Origin of the sequence: Nonomuraea solani (assembly GCF_900108335.1) — a bacterium.
Lineage (GTDB): Bacteria > Actinomycetota > Actinomycetes > Streptosporangiales > Streptosporangiaceae > Nonomuraea > Nonomuraea solani.
In genome coordinates, this window is sequence record NZ_FNVT01000002.1 from 449,727 (window position 1) to 467,905 (window position 18,179).

At 71.5% G+C, this 18,179-nt stretch carries 17 protein-coding genes; 9 read left to right on the plus strand and 8 right to left on the minus strand.

Features of this window, described 5'->3' with window-relative positions; all coding sequences use genetic code 11:
- Positions 1 to 6: 6 nt before the first annotated feature.
- The 5 genes from C4V41_RS07720 to C4V41_RS07740 are packed head-to-tail and all read left to right on the plus strand — an operon-like array spanning position 7 to position 6,554.
- Positions 7 to 657 (plus strand): TetR/AcrR family transcriptional regulator, encoded by a 651-nt coding sequence (locus tag C4V41_RS07720; protein ID WP_235029964.1) that lies wholly within the window; start codon positions 7 to 9, stop codon positions 655 to 657.
- A 53-nt stretch (positions 658 to 710) separates the two neighbouring features.
- A complete protein-coding gene (locus C4V41_RS07725; RefSeq protein WP_103955685.1) occupies positions 711 to 2,246 on the plus strand; it encodes an acyl-CoA carboxylase subunit beta in 1,536 nt (511 codons plus the stop codon).
- Positions 2,243 to 4,102, plus strand: a complete 1,860-nt coding sequence (locus C4V41_RS07730) for an ATP-binding protein (RefSeq protein ID WP_103955067.1) — start codon at positions 2,243 to 2,245, stop codon at positions 4,100 to 4,102. The genes C4V41_RS07725 and C4V41_RS07730 overlap by 4 nt, the downstream gene beginning before the upstream one ends.
- Complete coding sequence (locus tag C4V41_RS07735) at positions 4,099 to 4,860, plus strand: enoyl-CoA hydratase-related protein (protein ID WP_103955068.1); 762 nt, start codon at positions 4,099 to 4,101, stop codon at positions 4,858 to 4,860. The genes C4V41_RS07730 and C4V41_RS07735 overlap by 4 nt, the downstream gene beginning before the upstream one ends.
- Positions 4,857 to 6,554, plus strand: coding sequence for an acyclic terpene utilization AtuA family protein (locus C4V41_RS07740; protein WP_103955686.1), 1,698 nt, complete (start codon positions 4,857 to 4,859; stop codon positions 6,552 to 6,554). The genes C4V41_RS07735 and C4V41_RS07740 overlap by 4 nt, the downstream gene beginning before the upstream one ends.
- Here the strand turns inward: C4V41_RS07740 and C4V41_RS07745 are convergent.
- Positions 6,531 to 7,400, minus strand: a complete 870-nt coding sequence (locus C4V41_RS07745) for an ROK family protein (protein WP_103955069.1) — start codon at positions 7,398 to 7,400, stop codon at positions 6,531 to 6,533. The genes C4V41_RS07740 and C4V41_RS07745 overlap by 24 nt on opposite strands.
- An 84-nt stretch (positions 7,401 to 7,484) precedes the next feature.
- Between C4V41_RS07745 and C4V41_RS07750 the strand changes: the two genes are divergently transcribed.
- The 4 genes from C4V41_RS07750 (at position 7,485) to C4V41_RS07765 (ending at position 10,090) form a co-directional block, all read left to right on the plus strand.
- Positions 7,485 to 8,498: a phosphotransferase family protein gene (locus C4V41_RS07750; RefSeq protein ID WP_103955070.1), complete on the plus strand. Its 1,014-nt coding sequence runs from the start codon at positions 7,485 to 7,487 to the stop codon at positions 8,496 to 8,498.
- Between the two features lie 86 nt (positions 8,499 to 8,584).
- A complete protein-coding gene (locus tag C4V41_RS07755; RefSeq protein WP_103955071.1) occupies positions 8,585 to 8,845 on the plus strand; it encodes a hypothetical protein in 261 nt (86 codons plus the stop codon).
- Between the two features lie 57 nt (positions 8,846 to 8,902).
- The gene (locus C4V41_RS07760; RefSeq protein WP_103955072.1) at positions 8,903 to 9,754 is read left to right on the plus strand and encodes a helix-turn-helix domain-containing protein; all 852 of its coding nucleotides are present in this window, start codon (positions 8,903 to 8,905) and stop codon (positions 9,752 to 9,754) included.
- A 69-nt stretch (positions 9,755 to 9,823) separates the two neighbouring features.
- Entirely contained in the window at positions 9,824 to 10,090 is a 267-nt protein-coding gene (locus C4V41_RS07765) for a hypothetical protein (protein WP_103955073.1), read from the plus strand.
- 38 nt (positions 10,091 to 10,128) lie between these two features.
- Here the strand turns inward: C4V41_RS07765 and C4V41_RS07770 are convergent, their stop codons facing one another.
- From C4V41_RS07770 to C4V41_RS07800, 7 genes are all read right to left on the minus strand, one after another.
- Positions 10,129 to 11,082 carry an ABC transporter substrate-binding protein gene (locus C4V41_RS07770; RefSeq protein WP_103955074.1) on the minus strand — a complete coding sequence of 318 codons (954 nt, stop codon included), beginning with the start codon at positions 11,080 to 11,082 and terminating at the stop codon, positions 10,129 to 10,131.
- Positions 11,083 to 11,101: 19 nt separating this feature from the next.
- On the minus strand, positions 11,102 to 12,052 hold the full coding sequence (locus C4V41_RS07775; RefSeq protein ID WP_103955075.1) for an ABC transporter permease: 951 nt from the start codon (positions 12,050 to 12,052) through the stop codon (positions 11,102 to 11,104).
- A complete protein-coding gene (locus tag C4V41_RS07780; RefSeq protein WP_103955076.1) occupies positions 12,049 to 12,816 on the minus strand; it encodes an ATP-binding cassette domain-containing protein in 768 nt (255 codons plus the stop codon). The genes C4V41_RS07775 and C4V41_RS07780 overlap by 4 nt, the downstream gene beginning before the upstream one ends.
- A gap of 79 nt (positions 12,817 to 12,895) precedes the next feature.
- Positions 12,896 to 14,884 carry an ArnT family glycosyltransferase gene (locus C4V41_RS07785; protein ID WP_103955077.1) on the minus strand — a complete coding sequence of 663 codons (1,989 nt, stop codon included), beginning with the start codon at positions 14,882 to 14,884 and terminating at the stop codon, positions 12,896 to 12,898.
- Positions 14,881 to 16,038, minus strand: coding sequence for a bifunctional glycosyltransferase family 2/GtrA family protein (locus tag C4V41_RS07790; protein WP_200823825.1), 1,158 nt, complete (start codon positions 16,036 to 16,038; stop codon positions 14,881 to 14,883). Before C4V41_RS07790 ends, C4V41_RS07785 begins: the two co-directional genes overlap by 4 nt.
- 42 nt (positions 16,039 to 16,080) lie before the next feature.
- Entirely contained in the window at positions 16,081 to 17,463 is a 1,383-nt protein-coding gene (locus C4V41_RS07795; protein WP_103955079.1) for a sensor histidine kinase, read from the minus strand.
- On the minus strand, positions 17,460 to 18,158 hold the full coding sequence (locus tag C4V41_RS07800) for a response regulator transcription factor (RefSeq protein ID WP_103955080.1): 699 nt from the start codon (positions 18,156 to 18,158) through the stop codon (positions 17,460 to 17,462). Before C4V41_RS07800 ends, C4V41_RS07795 begins: the two co-directional genes overlap by 4 nt.
- Between the last annotated feature and the right edge of the window lie 21 nt (positions 18,159 to 18,179).

Below are 18,179 nucleotides of genomic sequence, written 5' to 3' on the forward strand. Positions count from 1 at the left end.
ATTGACGTGATCGTCAGATCTCCGGTGCCGACCTCGAAGGGCCGGCGGACGCGCGCCGCGCTGCTGCAGGCCGGGCGCGAGGCGTTCGAGGAGCACGGCTACGACGCCGTGCGGATCGACGACGTGTGCCGGCGGGCCCGGGTCTCCCACGGCACCTTCTACACCTACTTCGACTCCAAGGAAGCGCTGTTCGGCGAGGTGGCGGAGGCGGTGGTCGGCGAGATGTTCGCGGCCAGCGTGGTGGGCGCGGCGGCCCCCGACGACCCGTACGCCCGCATCGAGGCGGCCAACCGCCTCTACCTGCGCGCCTGGGCGGCCAACTCACGGCTGGTCCGGATGCTCGAACAGGCCGCCACCGCCGACGGCCGGTTCGGGCGGCTGCTGCTGGAGCTGCGCGAGGTGTTCGTGCGCCGGGGCGCTGACGGGCTGCGGCGGCTGCAGGAGCAGGGGCTGGCCGACCCGTCGCTCGACCCCCGGCTGACCGCCGTGATGCTGGGCGGGATGGTGGAGCACTTCGCCCACGTGTGGCTCGACCTGGGCGAAGAGTTGGGCGAGGAGTCGGGCGAGGAGGCGGCCGTTGACCATCTGACCCGGTTGTGGGCGCGGGCCATCGGATTGACGCCGACGTCAATTCCGGCCACCGAGGAGGGCGCGTGATAAGAAGCAGGCTCGACACCACGAGCGAGGAACACGCGCTGCGGCGCGCGGCGATGCTCGCCAAGCTGGCCGACCTCGACGCCGAGCACGCCAAGGCGGTGGCCGGCGGCGGCGAGAAATACGTCGAGCGCCACCGCCGCCGGGGCAAACTGCTCGCCAGGGAGCGCGTCGAGCTGCTCGTGGACCCCGACTCCCCTTTCCTGGAGCTGTCGCCGCTGGCCGCGTGGGGCAGCGACTTCCCCGTCGGGGCGAGCATGGTGTCGGGGATCGGGGTGATCGAGGGCGTCGAGTGCGTGATCACGGCGAACGATCCCACCGTCCGCGGCGGCGCCTCCAACCCCTGGACGCTGAAGAAGAGCCTGCGGGCGGCCGACATCGCGCTGCGCAACCGGCTCCCGTACGTGAATCTGGTCGAGAGCGGCGGCGCGGACCTGCCGACGCAGAAGGAGATCTTCATCCCCGGCGGGCAGATCTTCCGCGACCTGACCCGGCTGTCGGCGGCGGGCATCCCGACCGTCGCGCTCGTGTTCGGCAACTCCACGGCCGGCGGCGCGTACGTGCCCGGCATGAGCGACCACGTCGTGATGGTCCGCGATCGCGCCAAGGTGTTCCTGGGCGGTCCGCCGCTGGTCAAGATGGCCACCGGCGAGGAGTCCGACGACGAGTCGCTGGGCGGCGCCGAGATGCACGCCCGGGTCAGCGGGCTGGCCGACCACCTGGCGCAGGACGAGTACGACGCGCTGCGGATCGGCCGGCGCATCGTGCGCTCGCTCGACTGGCGCAAACGGGGCGTCACGCCCGGCACGGACGTGCGCGAGCCGGCGTATCCGGCGGACGACCTGCTCGGCATCGTGCCCGAGGACCTGAAGGTGCCGTTCGACCCCCGGGAGGTGCTCGCGCGGGTGGTGGACGGCAGCGAGTTCGAGGAGTTCAAGCCGCTGTACGGGGCCTCGCTGGTGACGGGGTGGGCGCGGATCCACGGCTATCCGGTGGGGGTGCTGGCGAACGCCAGGGGTGTGCTGTTCAGCGAGGAGTCGCAGAAGGCCACCCAGTTCATCCAGCTCGCCGACCAGTCGCGCACCCCGCTGGTGTTCCTGCAGAACACGACCGGTTACATGGTCGGCAAGGAGTACGAGCAGGGCGGCATCATCAAGCACGGCGCCATGATGATCAACGCCGTGTCCAACTCGACCGTCCCGCACCTGACCGTCGTCATGGGGGCCTCGTACGGGGCCGGCAACTACGGCATGTGCGGGCGCGCCTACGACCCCCGCTTCCTGTTCAGCTGGCCGAGCGCCAAGTCGGCGGTGATGGGGCCCGCGCAGCTCGCGGGGGTCCTGTCGATCGTCGGCCGGGCGTCGGCGGCGGCCAGGGGGCAGGTTTACGACGAGGAGGCCGACGCGGCGATGCGGGCGATGGTGGAGGCCCAGATCGAGGCCGAGTCGCTGGCGTTCTTCCTGTCCGGGCGCCTCTACGACGACGGGGTCATCGATCCGCGCGACACGCGTACGGTGCTGGGCATGTGCCTGTCGGCGGTCAACAGCGCGCCGGTGCCCGAGCCGGGTAGATTCGGGGTGTTCCGGCCGTGATCACTCGTCTGCTCGTCGCGAACCGGGGTGAGATCGCCCGGCGCGTGTTCCGCACCTGCCGGGCGCTCGGCATCTCCACTGTCGCCGTGTTCTCCGACCCCGACGCGGACGCGCCGCACGTGGCCGAGGCCGATCTGGCGGTACGCCTGCCCGGCGCCCGGCCCGCCGGCACCTACCTGGACATCGAGCGGGTGCTGGCGGCCTGCCGGGCCTCCGGCGCGGACGCCGTGCATCCCGGCTACGGCTTCCTGTCCGAGAACGCGGACTTCGCGCGGGCCGTGCTGGCGGCCGGCCTGGTGTGGGTCGGCCCGCCGCCCGAGGCGATCGCGGCCATGGGGTCCAAGATCGAGGCCAAGCGGCTGATGGCGGAGGCCGGCGTGCCCGTCCTGCCGTCGCTCGACCCCGCCGCTCCCGGCGAGTTCCCGCTGCTGGTGAAGGCGTCGGCGGGCGGGGGCGGGCGCGGCATGCGGATCGTGCGCGCGGCCGGGGAGCTGGCCGGCGCGGTCGAGTCGGCGCGGCGGGAGGCCGCGTCGGCGTTCGGCGACGGCACGGTGTTCGCCGAGCCGCTGCTGGAGCGGGCCCGGCACGTCGAGGTGCAGATCCTGGCCGACCGGCACGGCGATGTGTGGGCGCTGGGCGAGCGCGAGTGCAGTGTGCAGCGGCGACACCAGAAGGTGATCGAGGAGTGCCCGTCGCCCGGGATCTCGGACGCGGTCAGGGAGCTGCTGTACGAGTCGGCGGTCAGGGCCGCCCAGAAGATCGGCTACGTCGGGGCCGGGACGGTGGAGTTCCTGGTCAAGGGCGACCGGGTGGCGTTCCTGGAGATGAACACCCGGCTCCAGGTCGAGCATCCGGTCACCGAGCTGGTCTACGGGGTCGATCTCGTACGGCTGCAGCTCGAAGTGACGGAAGGGGCCACGCTGCCGCCGGGGCCGCCCGCGCCGGCCGGGCACGCGGTCGAGGCGCGGCTGTACGCGGAGGACTCGGCCTACCTGCCGCAGACCGGGGTGCTGCGGCGGTTCGAGGTGCCCGGCGACGTGCGGGTGGACGCCGGGGTGGAGTCGGGGTCCGTGGTGTCGCCGCACTACGACGCGATGCTGGCCAAGATCGTCGCCCATGGGCCGACGCGGGCGGCGGCGGTGCGCAAGCTGGTCGCCGCCCTGCGCGGGGCGAAACTGCACGGCCTGACGACGAACCGGGACTTGCTTCTAGAGATCCTGATAAATCGGGATTTTGTGGCGGGTGAGACGCACACCGGCTTCCTGGACGGCCCCGTGTGGGACACCGCGAAGCCGATCGACGACCTGGCGGTGCTGGCCGCCGCCCTCGCCGTGGCCGCCGGCAACCGCCGTGGCGCGCCGGCGCTGGCGGGCCTGCCGAGCGGCTGGCGCAACGTGCGCTCCCAGCCCCGCCGCGCCCGGTTCGAGGAGGCCGAGGTCGTCTACGACCCGCTCCCCGAGGGCGTCACCGTGCTCGGCGCGGACCCGTACCAGGTGATCCTGGAGCGTGACGGCGTCCGCCGTACGTTCGAGGTGGCCCACTACGACGGCCTGGTCTGTGTCGACCACGCCGGCGGGCGTGCCGAGCTGACCCCCGTCCCCCACCTCCCTGAGCCCGTCGAGCACGTCGCCCCCGGCTCCCTCCTGGCCCCCATGCCGGGCAGCGTGCTGCGCGTCGAGGTGGAGCCCGGCGACCGGGTGACGAAGGGCCAGGCGATCCTGGTGCTGGAGGCGATGAAGATGGAGCATCGGATCGCCGCGCCGTCGGACGGCGTGGTGGCCGAGATACAGGTGGAGAAGGGCCGGCAGGTGGACGCGGGCGCCGTGCTGGCGATCATCCAGAAGGTGGACTCATGAGCCTGGTTCACAAGGACCTCGCGGCGGGCGTGGCGACCGTCACGCTGGACTCGCCGCCCAACCGCAACGCCCTGTCCGTACGCCTGCTCGGCGAGCTGGCCGACCACCTCACCTGGGCGCTGGCCGAACCGGCGGCCCGGGTGATCGTGCTGACCGCCACGGGCAAGGTGTTCTGCTCCGGGGCCGACATCAAGGAGCAGCGCGGCTCCGACGCCCCGGTGACGGCGTCGTTCCCCGACGTCCTGCAGGTGATCTGGGACAGCCCCAAGCCGGTGATCTGCCGTCTCAACGGCACCGCCAGGGCGGGCGGGCTGGGGCTGGTGGCGGCGTGCGACTTCGCGATCGCGCCGCTGACAGCGTCGTTCGCGTTCACGGAGGTACGCCTCGGCGTCGCGCCCGCGATGATCTCGGTGCCGGTACTGAGGAGACTGAGCTCCCGCGCGGCGGCCGAATACCTCCTGACCGGCGAGGTGTTCGACGCGGCCAGGGCCGCCGAGATCGGGCTGCTGTCGCGGGCCGTCCCGGACGACGAGCTGGACGCCACCGTCGCGCACTACGCCGGGATGCTGATGAAGGGCGGCCCCGAGGCGCTGGCGATCACGAAGCGGCTGGTCAGGGAGGTGCCCGAGGTGTCGTTCGCGGAGGGGCTGCGTCAGATGACCGAGTTGTCGGCCGAGCGCTTCACCTCGGCGGAGGGCCAGGAGGGCATCGCGGCGTACATGGGCAAGCGCTCCCCGAAGTGGGTGCCGGCGGGATGAGCGGGCCGGCCCTGCGCGTCGCCAACTGCAGCGGCTTCTACGGCGACCGGCTCTCGGCGGCCAGGGAGATGGTCGAGGGCGGGCCGATCGACGTGCTGACCGGCGACTGGCTGGCCGAGCTGACCATGCTCATCCTGGCCGGCAACCGGCTCAAGGGCCGTCCCGGCTACGCGCCGACCTTCCTGCGCCAGCTCGAAGACGTCCTGGGGCCCTGCCTCGACCGGGGCATCAAGATCGTGACGAACGCGGGCGGGCTGGATCCGGCGGGGTGCGCGGAGGCCGTACACGAGCTGGCCGCCCGCCTCGGCCTCTCCCCCGCCGTCGCGTACGTGACCGGCGACGACCTCACGGGCCACCCGCTCGACCTCGTCAACGCCGACACCGGCGAGCGCCTCGACGCCACGCCGCTGACCGCCAACGCCTACCTCGGCGGCCGGCCGATCGCGGCCGCGCTGTCGGCGGGCGCGGACGTGGTGGTGACGGGCCGCGTGACGGACGCGGCCCTGGTGACCGGTCCTGGCATCTGGCGGTACGGGTGGGGGCCGGACGATCTCGACCCGCTGGCGGGCTCGGTGGTGGCGGGCCACGTCATCGAGTGCGGCTGCCAGGCCACGGGCGGCAACTACGCGTTCTTCCAGGACGTACCGGACCTCGCCCACTGCGGGTTCCCCCTCGCCGAGCTGCGCGCGGACGGCTCCGCCGTGATCACCAAGCATCCCGGCACGGGCGGCCTGGTCTCGATCGGCACGGTCACGGCCCAGCTCGTGTACGAGCTCGGCGGCCCCCGTTACCTGGGCCCCGACGTGGTGGCCAGGTTCGACACCATCACCCTGTCCGACGACGGCCCCGACCGCGTCCTGGTGTCGGGCGTCCGCGGCGAACCCCCGCCCGGCACCCTCAAGGTCGCCGTCAACTACCTGGGCGGCTACCGCAACACGATGACCCTCGTCCTGACCGGCCTCGACCTGCCGGCCAAGGCCCGGGTGGCGGAGGAGGCGATCTGGGCCAGGATCCCCCGCGAGTCCTTCGACGCCGTGGACGTGACCCTGACGGACTCGGGCCTGCTGCGCATCACGGTGATGGACGCCGACGCCCAGAAGGCGGGCCGCGCCTTCTCCTCGGCCGTGGTGGAGACGGGGCTGGCCAGCTATCCGGGCTTCTACGGCCTGACCCCGCCCGGGAACGCGTCGCCGTACGGGGTCTACTGGCCGGTCCTGGTCCCGGCCACGGAGGTCCACCCCGAGGTCTTCCTGAACGGCGAGCGGGTCCCTTTCCTGGCCGAAATCCCGCTCGCGGTGCCCGCCGTCCCCGAGGTCCCCGATCCAGCGCCGGTGCCGCCGGTGGAGGGAGGTGCCGTGATCCCGCTGGGCCGCATCGCCGGGGCGCGGTCGGGTGACAAGGGCGGCAACGCCAACCTGGGCGTCTGGACCGATACCCAGGACCGCTACGACTGGCTGGCGGCGTACCTGACCGTAGACAGGCTCAAGGAGCTCCTGCCCGGCCTGGCCGCCTGCCGCGTCGACCGCCACGACCTGCCCAACCTCAAGGCCCTGAACTTCGTCGTCCACGGCCTCCTGGGCAGGGGCGTCGCGGCGAGCCCTCGCATGGACCCGCAGGCGAAGGCCCTGGGCGAGGAGCTGCGCGCGCGGGAGGTCGAGGTGCCCGCCGGGCTACAGGGCCCGCCACCCCAGTAGCCCCGCCCCCATCACCCCGGCCACCGCCCCGAGCCTGGAGGTCCGGATCGGCGGCGGCCGCCGGAAGGCCAGCAGTCCGGCCATGCGTTCGCGCAGCGGCACGAGCAGCGTGCCGCCCGCCTGCGCGACCCCGCCCCCGATGACGATGGCCGCGGGATCGAGCAGCAGCGTGTACGTGGTCAGCGCCAGCGCGAGCGCCGCCACGGCCTCGTCCCACACCTCCGCCGCGCGGGCGTCCCCTTCGCCGGCCCTCCTGGCGACCTCCTCGGCCCCGTCGACCCCGTAGCGTGCCGCCATGGCCCCGCCCGACGCGTACGCCGCCAGGCACCCCCGCCCGCCGCACCCGCACGCCGCCCCGCCGGGCCGCACCGGGATGTGCCCGATCTGCCCGGCCCAGCCGCCGGCGCCACCGTACAGGGCTTTCGACAGCACCAGCGCGCCCGCGATCCCGGTGCCGATGGGCAGATACAGGACGTCGTCGCCGCCCGACCCGAAGGCCATCTCCGCCTCCCCGGCCGAGCGCACGTCGTGCCCCAGCGCGACCGGCAGGTCCACGCCTTCCGTGAACGCGGCCACCGGCACGTCGCGCCACCCGAACGCGGCGGAGAAGACCGCGTGCGTGGCCGTGACCAGCCCGGGCACGGCCAGCCCCACCGCCAGCGGCCGGATCCCGGCCCGGGGCCGGGCGAGGTCGGCGGCGAAGGCCGAGATGGCGGCGATCACGCGCTCGGGGCCCTCGGCCCGCGGGGTCGGCCGTCGCCGCAGGTCGTGAACGGTCCCGTCACGGGCGACGAGGCCGCCTTTCATGGTGGTGCCGCCGACATCGAGCGCCGCAACGTAGTCCATGTGATCATGATGCCCGGTTGACCGTCGGCTCGGCGCTCTCATAGGGTCGGCTTCTAGAATATCATTCTGCCGAGGGGTTGGTACATGACCTCCACCCACATCGACGTCGGCGCCATCGACTTCGCCGCGCTCGGCGCGTGGATGGACGCCCAGGGGCTGCCCGGCGGCCCGATCATCGGCACGGCGCCGGTCCTGGGCGGCACGCAGAACGTCATGGTGCGCTTCGAGCGCGGCGGCCGGGCGTACATTCTGCGCCGGCCTCCCATGCACGCCCGCAGCAAGAGCAACGAGGTGCTGCGGCGTGAGGCGCGGGTGCTGGCGGCGCTGCGCGACACGCCCGTCGCCGCGCCCAGGCTGGTGGCCGCGCAGACCGCGCGGGAGCCGGTCTTCTACCTGATGGAGCCGGTGGCCGGGTTCAACCCCTCGACCGGGCTGCCGGAGCCGCACGCCTCCGACCCGGCGATCAGGCACCGGATGGGGCTGGAGGCCGCGGCGGCGCTGGCCGAGCTGGGCCGGGTCGATCCGGCGGTGCTGCCGGGGTTCGGGCGGCCCGAGGGCTTCCTGGAGCGGCAGGTGCCGCGCTGGCTCAGGGAGCTGGATTCCTACGGTGAGCTGGACGGCTATCCCGGACCCGACATTCCGGGCCTGCCGGAGACGGCCGACTGGCTGATCCGCCGCACGCCGCGCACCTTCACGCCGGGGATCATGCACGGCGACTACCACTTCGCGAACCTGATGTTCGCCTCCGACGGCCCCCGTGTGGCCGCGATCGTGGACTGGGAGATGTGCACGATCGGCGACCCGCTGCTCGACCTGGGCTGGCTGCTGGCCACGTGGCCCTCGAACAGCGGCCACGTGCCGGGGCTGCCGCCGCCGCGCGACATCATCGCGTACTACGCGGCGTTGTCGGAGCGCGACATGTCGGCCGTCGAGTGGTACGCGGTCATGGCCTGCTTCAAACTCGGCATCGTGCTGGAGGGCACTCACGCGCGGGCGTACGCCGGAAAGGCGCCCAGGGACATCGGAGATCTGCTGCACGCGACGACGCTGGAGTTGTTCGGGCGGGCACGGGAGTTCATGGAGGGCGCGCTCGGCTGACCGTTATTTCCCGAAAAACGATCACACGTTCACCTCCGAGACGTACAATTGCGCGCAATTGCATCTGTTATCGGGGAAGGATCGTCATGCGAATGCGGTTCCTGGGATCGACCTCGGAGGCGGGCGCCTGTCCCACCTTGTACGAGACCGACCGCGGCACCATCGTCGTGCAAGGTCTGCAGGTCACCGACGCGGAGGCGCTGGCCGACCTCCGGGACGTCCTCGACGGCGAGGGCGCGGTCGAAGTGCCCCGCGAACTCCTCACGCGGATCGCCCGCCAGGTTCTGCGCGACGACCCGGCAAACGCTTTCCCGACCAGCGATGGAGCACCCACGGCAACCGGTTGATCACAATTGCGATGGACGCTGGCATGATCGGCCCCGGCGCGGCTAGCCTCTTGCCGCGTGACGTCCTTTCAGCAGGCGCGCATCGACCTCGGCAGCCAGCTCCGTCAGCTGCGCGAGGCCGCCCATCTGTCGGGCAAGGATCTGGCGGAGCGGCTGCGCTGGCAGCCCTCCAAGGTGTCCAGACTGGAGAACGCCCGCCAGACGGCGACCGAGGACGACGTGGTCGTGTGGGCGCAGGCCGTCAGCGCCTCGCCCGACACGACAGACGAGCTGATCAGGCAGTCGATCGCCCTGTTCGAACGGCATGACGACTGGAAACAGCGCCATCGCAGCGGCCTTGCCGCCATCCAGGAGGACGTCCGCGACCTGGAGGCGCGCACCAAGCTGTTCCGCGTCTTCGAGCCGGGCATCATCGTGGGCCTGCTGCAGACCTCCGAATACGCCCGGCACGTGTTCCAGAAGGTCAAGCGGCTCTACAGCGCGGCCGACCAGATCGACGCGGCGGTCCGCGTGCGGATGCAGCGCCAGGAGATCCTCTACGACCGGACGCGCACGTTCAGGTTCGTGGTGACGGAGGCCGCGCTGCGCACCTGCCTGGCCCCGGCCGAGGTCATGCGCGGCCAGCTCGACCGCCTGCTGGCCGTCAGCACACTGCCGAACGTGGAGTTCGGCGTGATCCCGTTCGGCACCGAGCTCCCGTCCAACCCGATCAACGGCTTCTGGATCTACAACGAGGCCATGGTCGCCGTCGCCACGATGACGAAGGACCTGATCCTGCGCGATCCCGATGACATCGCCTTCTATGTGCGTGCTTTCGACGATTACGCGAAGGTTGCGGAGTTTCAGGAAACCGGACGGGAGGTCATCATCAGCATTCTTCACGATTACCGGAAACAAACTCCACATTAAACGCAGCAATTGCTTGCCACCTACCGCAAGATCGTGCAATTCTGTCGCGAGACGTTGCGGAGGTGACGCATGATGCTTGATACCGCGCTCTGCCTCGAGCGGTTCGCCTGGCACGCGGGTCGTCACGCCGACCTGTCGGTCCAGAGCCTCGCCCTGGCCAGCGACCCGGCTTACGTGGCGGTCCGCAACCGGTTCTCGGCCACGCTCGCGGAGACCGTGACGTGCTCGGACGAGGGGGCCTTCATCACCTCGTGGGGCTACCGCCTCGGCACGACGGACGACGTCGAGTCCGCCGCCGCCCGCCTCGCCTTCCTCCTCGCCGCCCTCCCGGCCTGACCCGCCCCGTCTTCTTCACGCCGAAGTGCGGTGGCGAGCTAACAGCCGGCCTTGTAGAGGACCTTCTGCACCTCCGGCCGGCTCACGTTCCCGGCCGTGACGATCGTGGCCTCGGTCGGAATCGAAGGGGTGACCTGCTGCCCCTTGACCGCCGCGACCGCCTGCTCCACACCCTTCGCCCCGATGTCCCCGGGCAATTGCGCGATCAGAGCCTGCACGACACCGTTCTTGAGCTGTTCAACCTGAGCCGGCCCCGCGTCGAAGCCGACCATCTTGACCTGCCCCAGCTTGCCCGCCTGCTGCAACGCCGAGCCCGCGCCGGTGGCCGAGTTGAGGTTCGTGGCGAACACCCCGGCCAGGTCGGGGTCCTTCGCCAGCGCCGCGTTCACGATCTTGGAGGCTTCGCCGACGTCGTTGTGCGAATACTGCACGCCGAGGGAGGTGATTCCCGGATGGCTCGCCTTGATCTCCTCCTCGAACCCCTTGATCCGGGCGTCCACGGTGCTGACCCCCGGGTCGGTGGAGATGACCAGCGCCTTGCCCTTCCCGCCGATCTGCTCCGACAGCGCCTTGGCCGCCGCCGCGCCGCCCTTGAGGTTGTCGGTGCTGATCCTGGACAGCCCGATGCTCTGGTCCTCGACCACCGTGTCCACCAGGATGATCTTGATGTCCTGCCGCTTCGCCTGGGTCAGTGGCGCGATCATGGCCTTGACGTCGGTCGGGGCGATGAGCATGGCGTCCGGCTTACCGGCGACGACCGAGTTCACGATCGGGGTCTGCAGCGTCGGATCGAACTTCTGCGGCCCCTGTACGTCGAGCGTCACGCCCAGTTCCTTGGCCTTGGCCCGCGCCCCGCAGGCCATGGTCTCGTAGAACTCCTCCCCCGCCAGCCCCTGCACGAGCGTGACCCTGATCTGACCGCCGCCTCCGTCACCGCCGCCGCACGCGGTGATCATCAGCAGTGCTCCGAGAGCGGCCATGGCCTTGCGCATGGTGGTGCCTCCTCCTGGCTTACTGATCGCGGGCTCTGCGCCTCCACTGGTCGACGTAGACGGCGGCGACGAGCACGGCGCCCACCACCACCTGCTGCCAGAACGGCCGCACGCCGAGAATCTGGAAGCCGTTCTGCAGAACGACGGGGATGAACACGCCGATGACCGTCCCGGTCACCGTCCCCACCCCGCCGAACAGGGACGTGCCGCCGATGACGACGGCGGCGATGGCCTGGAGGTTGTCGGTGGAGTGGGCGGAGACGCCGGTGATGCCGTACTTCGCCAGCGACAGGTGCCCCGCCAGCCCGGCCAGCAGCCCGGCCAGGCCGTACACCTTGATCAGGTGCTTGCGGACGGCGACGCCGCCGCGCCGGGCGGCCTCGGTATTGGAGCCGATCGCATACGTGTGGCGGCCGAAGCGGGTGAAGGCGAGCGTGAGCGCGAGGGCGGCGGTGATGGCGGCGCAGATCCACACGATCAGCGGTACGCCGAGCCAGCGCGCCAGCCCGAGCCCCAGGTTCAGCTCGGCCGGCGCCCGCAGATCGACGCCGCCGGTGAGCAGCAGTGCCCCGCCGAGGGACATGCCCAGGGTGCCCAGCGTCACGATCAGCGCGGGGATCCGCCCCAGCGCGACCAGCACACCGTTCAGCACGCCCCAGGCCAGCCCGGTCACGACCGCGGTGGCCGCGCCGAGCGCGAGCGACCCCGTACCGTCGATGACCTTGGCGGCGGCCACGGCGGAGAACACCAGCACGCCGCCGACCGACAGGTCGATTCCGGCCGTGATGATCACGAACGTCATGCCGGTGGCCAGGAGCAGCAGGATGGCGGCGTCGCTCACGAGGTTCAGCAGGTTGAACGAGGTGGGGAACGAGCGCGGCGCCAGCACCGCGAACGTCACCAGCAGCCCGGCCAGCACCAGCCCGATCCACACGACCTGCGGCCCGCTGAGCCGCGCCACCCCTTTCATCCCTGGCTCTCCTGTTGCTCGATGGCGCCGGTCATGGCCCCGACGAGCTCCTCCATCGAGACGCTCGCGGTCGCGAACCTGGCCACCCTGCGCCCCAGCCGCAGCACCTCGACCCGGTCGGACACGGCCATCACGTCCCGCATGTTGTGGCTGATGAGCACGACGGACACGCCGGAGTCCCGTACGGTCCTGATGAGGTCGAGCACCCGCCGCGTCTGCACCACCCCGAGCGCCGCCGTCGGCTCGTCCATGAACACCACCCGCCGCGCCCACGTCACCGCCCTGGCGACCGCGACCCCCTGCCGCTGCCCGCCGGACAACCCGGACACGGGCGCCGTCTGGGACGCCAGCCGCACCCCGAGCCGCTCGCACGCCTCCTGCGTCTCGCGCCGCATGACAGCGTTGTCCAGCACGCCGAACAGCCCGAGCAGCCCCGGTTTGAGCCGTTCCCTGCCGAGAAAGAAGTTGCCCGCCGGGCTGAGGTCGGCGCAGAGTGCGAGATCCTGGTGGACGGTCTCGATCCCGGCGCTCCTGGCCTCCTCCACGGCCCCGAACACGACGGGCTCGCCGTCCACCTCGATCGTCCCGCCGTCCGCCCGCTCGACCCCGGACAGGATCTTCGCCAGCGTCGACTTGCCCGCCCCGTTGTCGCCGATCAACGCGACGACCTCACCGGCCCGCAGGCTGAAGTCGGCCCCGCGCAGCGCCTCGACCTGGCCATAGCTCTTCACGATCCCGCGGGCGTCGATCAACGGTACGGCCATAGGACCATCAAGAATGCCCCTGACATCGTTGTCAAGAGCACGACGTGGGCGGGGCACCGTCACGGTGCCCCGCCTCCGGCTACGTCGCGCAGTCGTACAGGCCGTCCTGGCCGTCGACCGCCGTGCAGTTCTCCTGGACCCAGCTCGTCACCTGGGAGTCGCCCCTGCCGGGGCCGCCGCCCTCCTGGCCGGACACGACGTACCGGAGTTGCCCCGATGCGATCAGCGACTGGAGGCGGGCCACGGTCATGGCGGGGTCGCTGCCGGTGAAGCCGCCCATGGCGATCACGGGCTTGCCGGTGGACAGGATGAGCCCGGACGCCTGCTGAGCGCTGGCGACCGCGGCCAGCCAGGTGGCGTTGCCCTGGTTGGCCACCAGGTATTCGCTCATGGCGTCGCTGACGCCACCGCCCGGTCCGCCGCGGCCCATGAAGCCGGAACGGGTGCCGCGACCCGCTTGATCACCTTGGGTCTGGCCGTTCTGCTGGGCTCCTGGGAACTGGCCGCCGCCCGGCCGGCCCATACCGCCCATGCCACCCATGCGGCCGGTGGAGGGGCCCGCCGTCGGGTTGGTGCCGTTGATCTGGGAACCCAGCGGCGACACCGCGTACGCCGCCGGCCCGGCCAGGCCCGCGACCACCGTGGCGGCCAGCGCGATCGCGGCCACCTTGATCGCCACCTGGGCTCGTACCCTGGCCAGGACGAGCACCACCACGGCCACCAGGGTCGCCCCGAGCACGACCCAGGCCAGCCACGGCACCCACTCGGGCGTACGGCGCAGCACCACGAACGACCAGATCCCCGTCGCGGCCACGGCCAGCGGCAGCGCCCAGGCCCACGTCCGCGACCGCCGGTACGCCCGCCACATCACCACCACGCCCATCCCGCACAGCGCGGCCACGGCCGGGGCCATGGCGGTCGTGTAGTACGGGTGGAAGGTGCCGCTGGAGAAGCTGAACACCACGTAGTGCACGGCCAGCCAGCCACCCCACACCAGCCACGAAGCCCCCGAGGGCCCGTCGCCGGAGTCGAGGCGGCGCACCCGCATGATCGCCGCGAACGCCAGCGTCACCACGCAGAACGGCAGCAGCCACGAGATCTGCCCGGCCAGGATGTCGTTGAACAGCCGCCCGGCGCCCGACTCCCCGCCGAACCCGCCGCCGCCACCGCCACCGCCGCCGTTGCCCCGGCCCTGCCCGAAGACGCGCCCGAGCCCGTTGTAGCCGATCACCAGGTCCCAGACGGTGTTGTCGGTGGACCCGCCGATGTACGGCCGGGAGGCGGCGGGCCACAGGTCGACGATGACCATCCACCAGGCGCTGGACACCACCAGCACCACCCCGGCCGCCAGCAGGTGCCACACCCGCTTGAGCCACGGGACCCCCGCGCACGCCAGGTACGCCAGCCCGAACGCCGGCACCACCAGGTACGCCTGCAACATCTTGGCGTTGAACCCGAGCCCGACGAAGAACGCCGCCAGCAGCAGCGGCCGCAGCCGCCCGGTCCGCAGCGACTCCAGGCAGAACCAGGCCGCCAGCACCAGCAGCAGCACGAGCACCGTATCGGGGTTGTTGTCCCGGTTGATCGCCACGGTGATCGGTGTGAGCGTCATGACCACGGCGGCGACCAGCGCGGCCACGTGCCCCTGAAGCACCCGGTCCCGGAAGGCCCGGCGGACGGCCGAGTGGACCAGGCCGACGGCGGCGACCCCGGCCAGGGCCTGCGGGAGCAGCATGCTCCAGGTGCCGTAGCCGAAGATCCGCGCGGACAGCCCCATCACCCACAGCGCCAGCGGCGGCTTGTCCACGGTGATGAAGGAGCCGGCGTCGATGGCCCCGAAGAAGAACGCCTTCCAGCTCTGGGTGCCGGAGAGGATGGCGGCGGCGTAGTACTCGTTGGCGTTGCCGCTCAGTGCCCACGCGTACAGGACGAAGGCCACGGCGAGCACCGCCCACAGGGCGGGCCGCGACCAGCGCGGGTCCTGCTCGGCGCCGAGGAGGACGCGGACGGGCAGGCTGCGCCCACCGGCGGCCCGGTGACCGGGGCGCGCCTCGGTGAGGGTGGTCATCGAGCGGTACCCCGCTTCGGGTTGAAGACCCACACGCGCAGCAGCAGGAAGCGGACGAGCGTGGCGGCGGCGTTCGCGAGGATGACCGCGACGAGCTCGACCCCGTGTGAGACACCGCCGGGCAGCAGCGCGAGGCTCCCGGAGGTGAGCACGAGCCCGACGAGGAACGCGATCAGCCCTTCGAGCTGGTGCCGCATCGCCCCCTCCGGACCCTTGACCCCGAACGTGAAGCGGCGGTTCGCGGCGGTGTTGGCCACGGCCGTGACCAGCAGCGCGACCGCGTTGGCGGCCAGCGGCGGCACGATCTGGCGCAGCAGCGAATACAGCGCCAGGTACGCCAGCGTGCTGACCACGCCCACGATCGCGAAGCGCGGCAGTTGCCTGGCCATCCCCTTCGGCAGCTCGGCCCGCTCGATCCGGGCGGGCACGGGGATGCGGGCGGCGCCGGACAGCGTCTTGCGCGCCACCCTCGCCAGGCCGCGCAGGTCGTCGAGCGCGGTCTGGACGATGTCCACCCGGCTGTCGGGGTCGTCCACCCAGTCGACGGGGACCTCGTGAATGCGCAGCCCGTGGCGTTCGGCCAGGAGCAGCAGCTCGGTGTCGAAGAACCACTCCTCGTCTTCGACACCGGGCAACAGGGCCTGGGCGATCTCCGTACGGACTGCCTTGAAGCCGCACTGCGCGTCCGAGAACCCGGCGCCCATGCCGAAGCGCAGCAGCAGGTTGTACGAGCGGGAGATGAACTCGCGCTTCGGCCCCCGCTCCACCCGCGACGCCCTGGCCAGGCGGGTGCCGATGGCCAGGTCGCTGTGACCCGACAGCAGCGGCGCCACCAGCGGCAGGAACGCGTCCAGGTCGGTGGACAGGTCCACGTCCATATAGCTGACGACGTCGGCCTCGCTCTCCGACCAGACCCGGCGCAGCGCCCGGCCGCGCCCCTTCTCGGGCAGGTGCACGGCTCTGACGTTCGGCAGCTCCTCGCCCAGTTCGGTGGCGATCTGCCAGGTGTTGTCGGTGCTGGCGTTGTCGGCGATCGTGATGCGGAAGCCGTACGGGAAGTTCCCGGTGAGGTAGGTCTGCAGCCGGGTGATGCTGGCGCGCAACGCCCGCTGCTCGTTGTAGACCGGGACGACCACCTCGACCAGGCGGGTCATTACTGCTGTTGTCTCCATGCAGCCAGCTCACGTTCCGGGTCTTTAAGGGGACTTATCCGATTCTGAGTGACGAATGAGAGTTCCCGGTAGATCCATTGTTGCGATCGCGCCACCACCCGGCGCGTTCGCCAGCCGCACCTCGCCATCCGCCTCGGCGACGGCCTGGGCCACGATCGCCAGGCCGAGCCCGGATCCGGGCATGCCACGGGCCGATGGGGAGCGCCAGAACCGCTCGAAGACGTGCGGCAGCTCTTCTTCGGGCAGTCCGGGGCCGTGGTCGCGCACGGTGAGGCGGCCGTCGCGCAGCCGCACCTCGACCTGGCCGCCGGGGCTGAACTTGGCGGCGTTGTCGATGAGGTTGAGCACGGCGCGTTCGAGCGAGGCGGCGGCGCCCACGACGTACCAGGGCTGGAGGTCGGTGACGACCTCGGCCCCGCGCAACCTGGCGCGCTCCACGGCGGCCGTGACCACCTGGTGGAAGGACAGCTCGACGTGCGGCTCACGGTCGGTGTCGCCCCTGGCGAGCTGGAGCAGGTCGGCGACGAGCGCGGTCAGCTCGGCGAACTGGGCCTTCACGTTGACCAGCAGGCGTTCCTTGGCGCCCGGGTCGATGCTGCGGCCGGTCTGCTCGCTGCGGAGCAGCAGGTCGATGTTGGTGCGCAGGGTGGTCAGGGGCGTGCGCAACTCGTGGCCGGCGTCGGCGACGAGCTGTTTCTGGCGTTCCTGCGAGCCGGCCAGGGCGGCGGTCATGGCGTTGAAGGAGGCGCTCAGGCGGGCGATCTCGTCGGTGCCCGTGACGGGGATGCGGACGCCGAGGTCCTCGGTGTGCGCGATGTGCTCGACGGCCCTGGTCAGGTCACCCACGGGGCGCAGGGCGGCCCGCGAGACGGTGAGCCCGGCCCAGGCCGCGCCGAGCACGCCCAACGCGGCGATGCCGGCGAACATGAGCGCGGCGCTGCGTGCCGGGCGCTCGATGTACCCGAGCGACCTGGCCTCCAGCACCGCGATGCCCGGTTTGAAGTTGATCGTCACCACACGGACCGGTTTGCCGTCGCGCGTGATGCCGTCGCGGTAGACCGGCTCACAGGGATCCAGAGCCGGCAGGTCCTTCACCGGGTCCGGCACGATGGGAGAACCGATCGAACAGGTGGTGCCGTCGGGGAACAGCAGCGTCGCCATGCCCTCGTTCCAATGGCCCCGCGTGCCGCCCGGCGTGCAGTTGCGTTCCATGAACGTTTTGTCGCCCTGTTTCGCGGACTCCAGGAGGCTCACGTCGAGGTTGGCCCGGAGCCGGTCCGCCAGGAACCAGTACGCCAGGCCCATGCACATCGCGATGGCCAGCGCCACGGCCAGCGTGACCAGGACGGTCAGCCGTGTGCGCAGGCTGCCGCGCGTCGCCAGGCCGCGCAGGCCCTTGGAACTCATGGCGTGGCCCGGAGCACATAACCCACCCCGCGCACGGTGTGGATCACGCGCTGCTCGCCGCCGGCCTCGGTCTTGCGCCGGAGGTACATCACATAGACGTCGAGCGAGTTGGACGTCGGCTCGAAGTCGAAGCCCCACACCTCGCTCAGGATCTGGTCCCTGGTCAGCACCTGGCGCGGGTGCGCGAGGAAGAGCTCCATCAGCAGGTATTCGGTCCTGGTCAGGTCGAGCCGGCGATCGCCGCGCGTGACCTCCCGGGTCGCCGGGTCCATGCACAGGTCGCCGTACGTCAGCGTGTCGCCCTCGGGCGTGCCCGCGCTCAGCGCGCCGCGCCGCAGCAGCGCCCGCACCCTGGCCAGCAGCTCGTCCAGCTCGAACGGCTTGACCAGGTAGTCGTCGGCCCCCGCGTCGAGCCCCGACACCCGGTCGCCGACCGCGTCGCGGGCGGTGAGCATGAGGACGGGGATGTGGTTGCCGGACGCGCGCAGCCGGCGGCACGCCGTCAGGCCGTCGAGGCGCGGCATCATGACGTCGAGGAGCACCGCGTCGTAGGGTTCGCTCGCGACGGCCTCCAGAGCCTGCTGCCCGTCGTTGGCGGTGACGACCTTGTAGCCCTCGAACTCCAGGCTCGACTGCAGCGCCTCGCGCAACGCGGGCTCGTCGTCGACCACCAGCAACCGTGCGAGCTCACTCATATGACAAACGCTAGAGGCTCA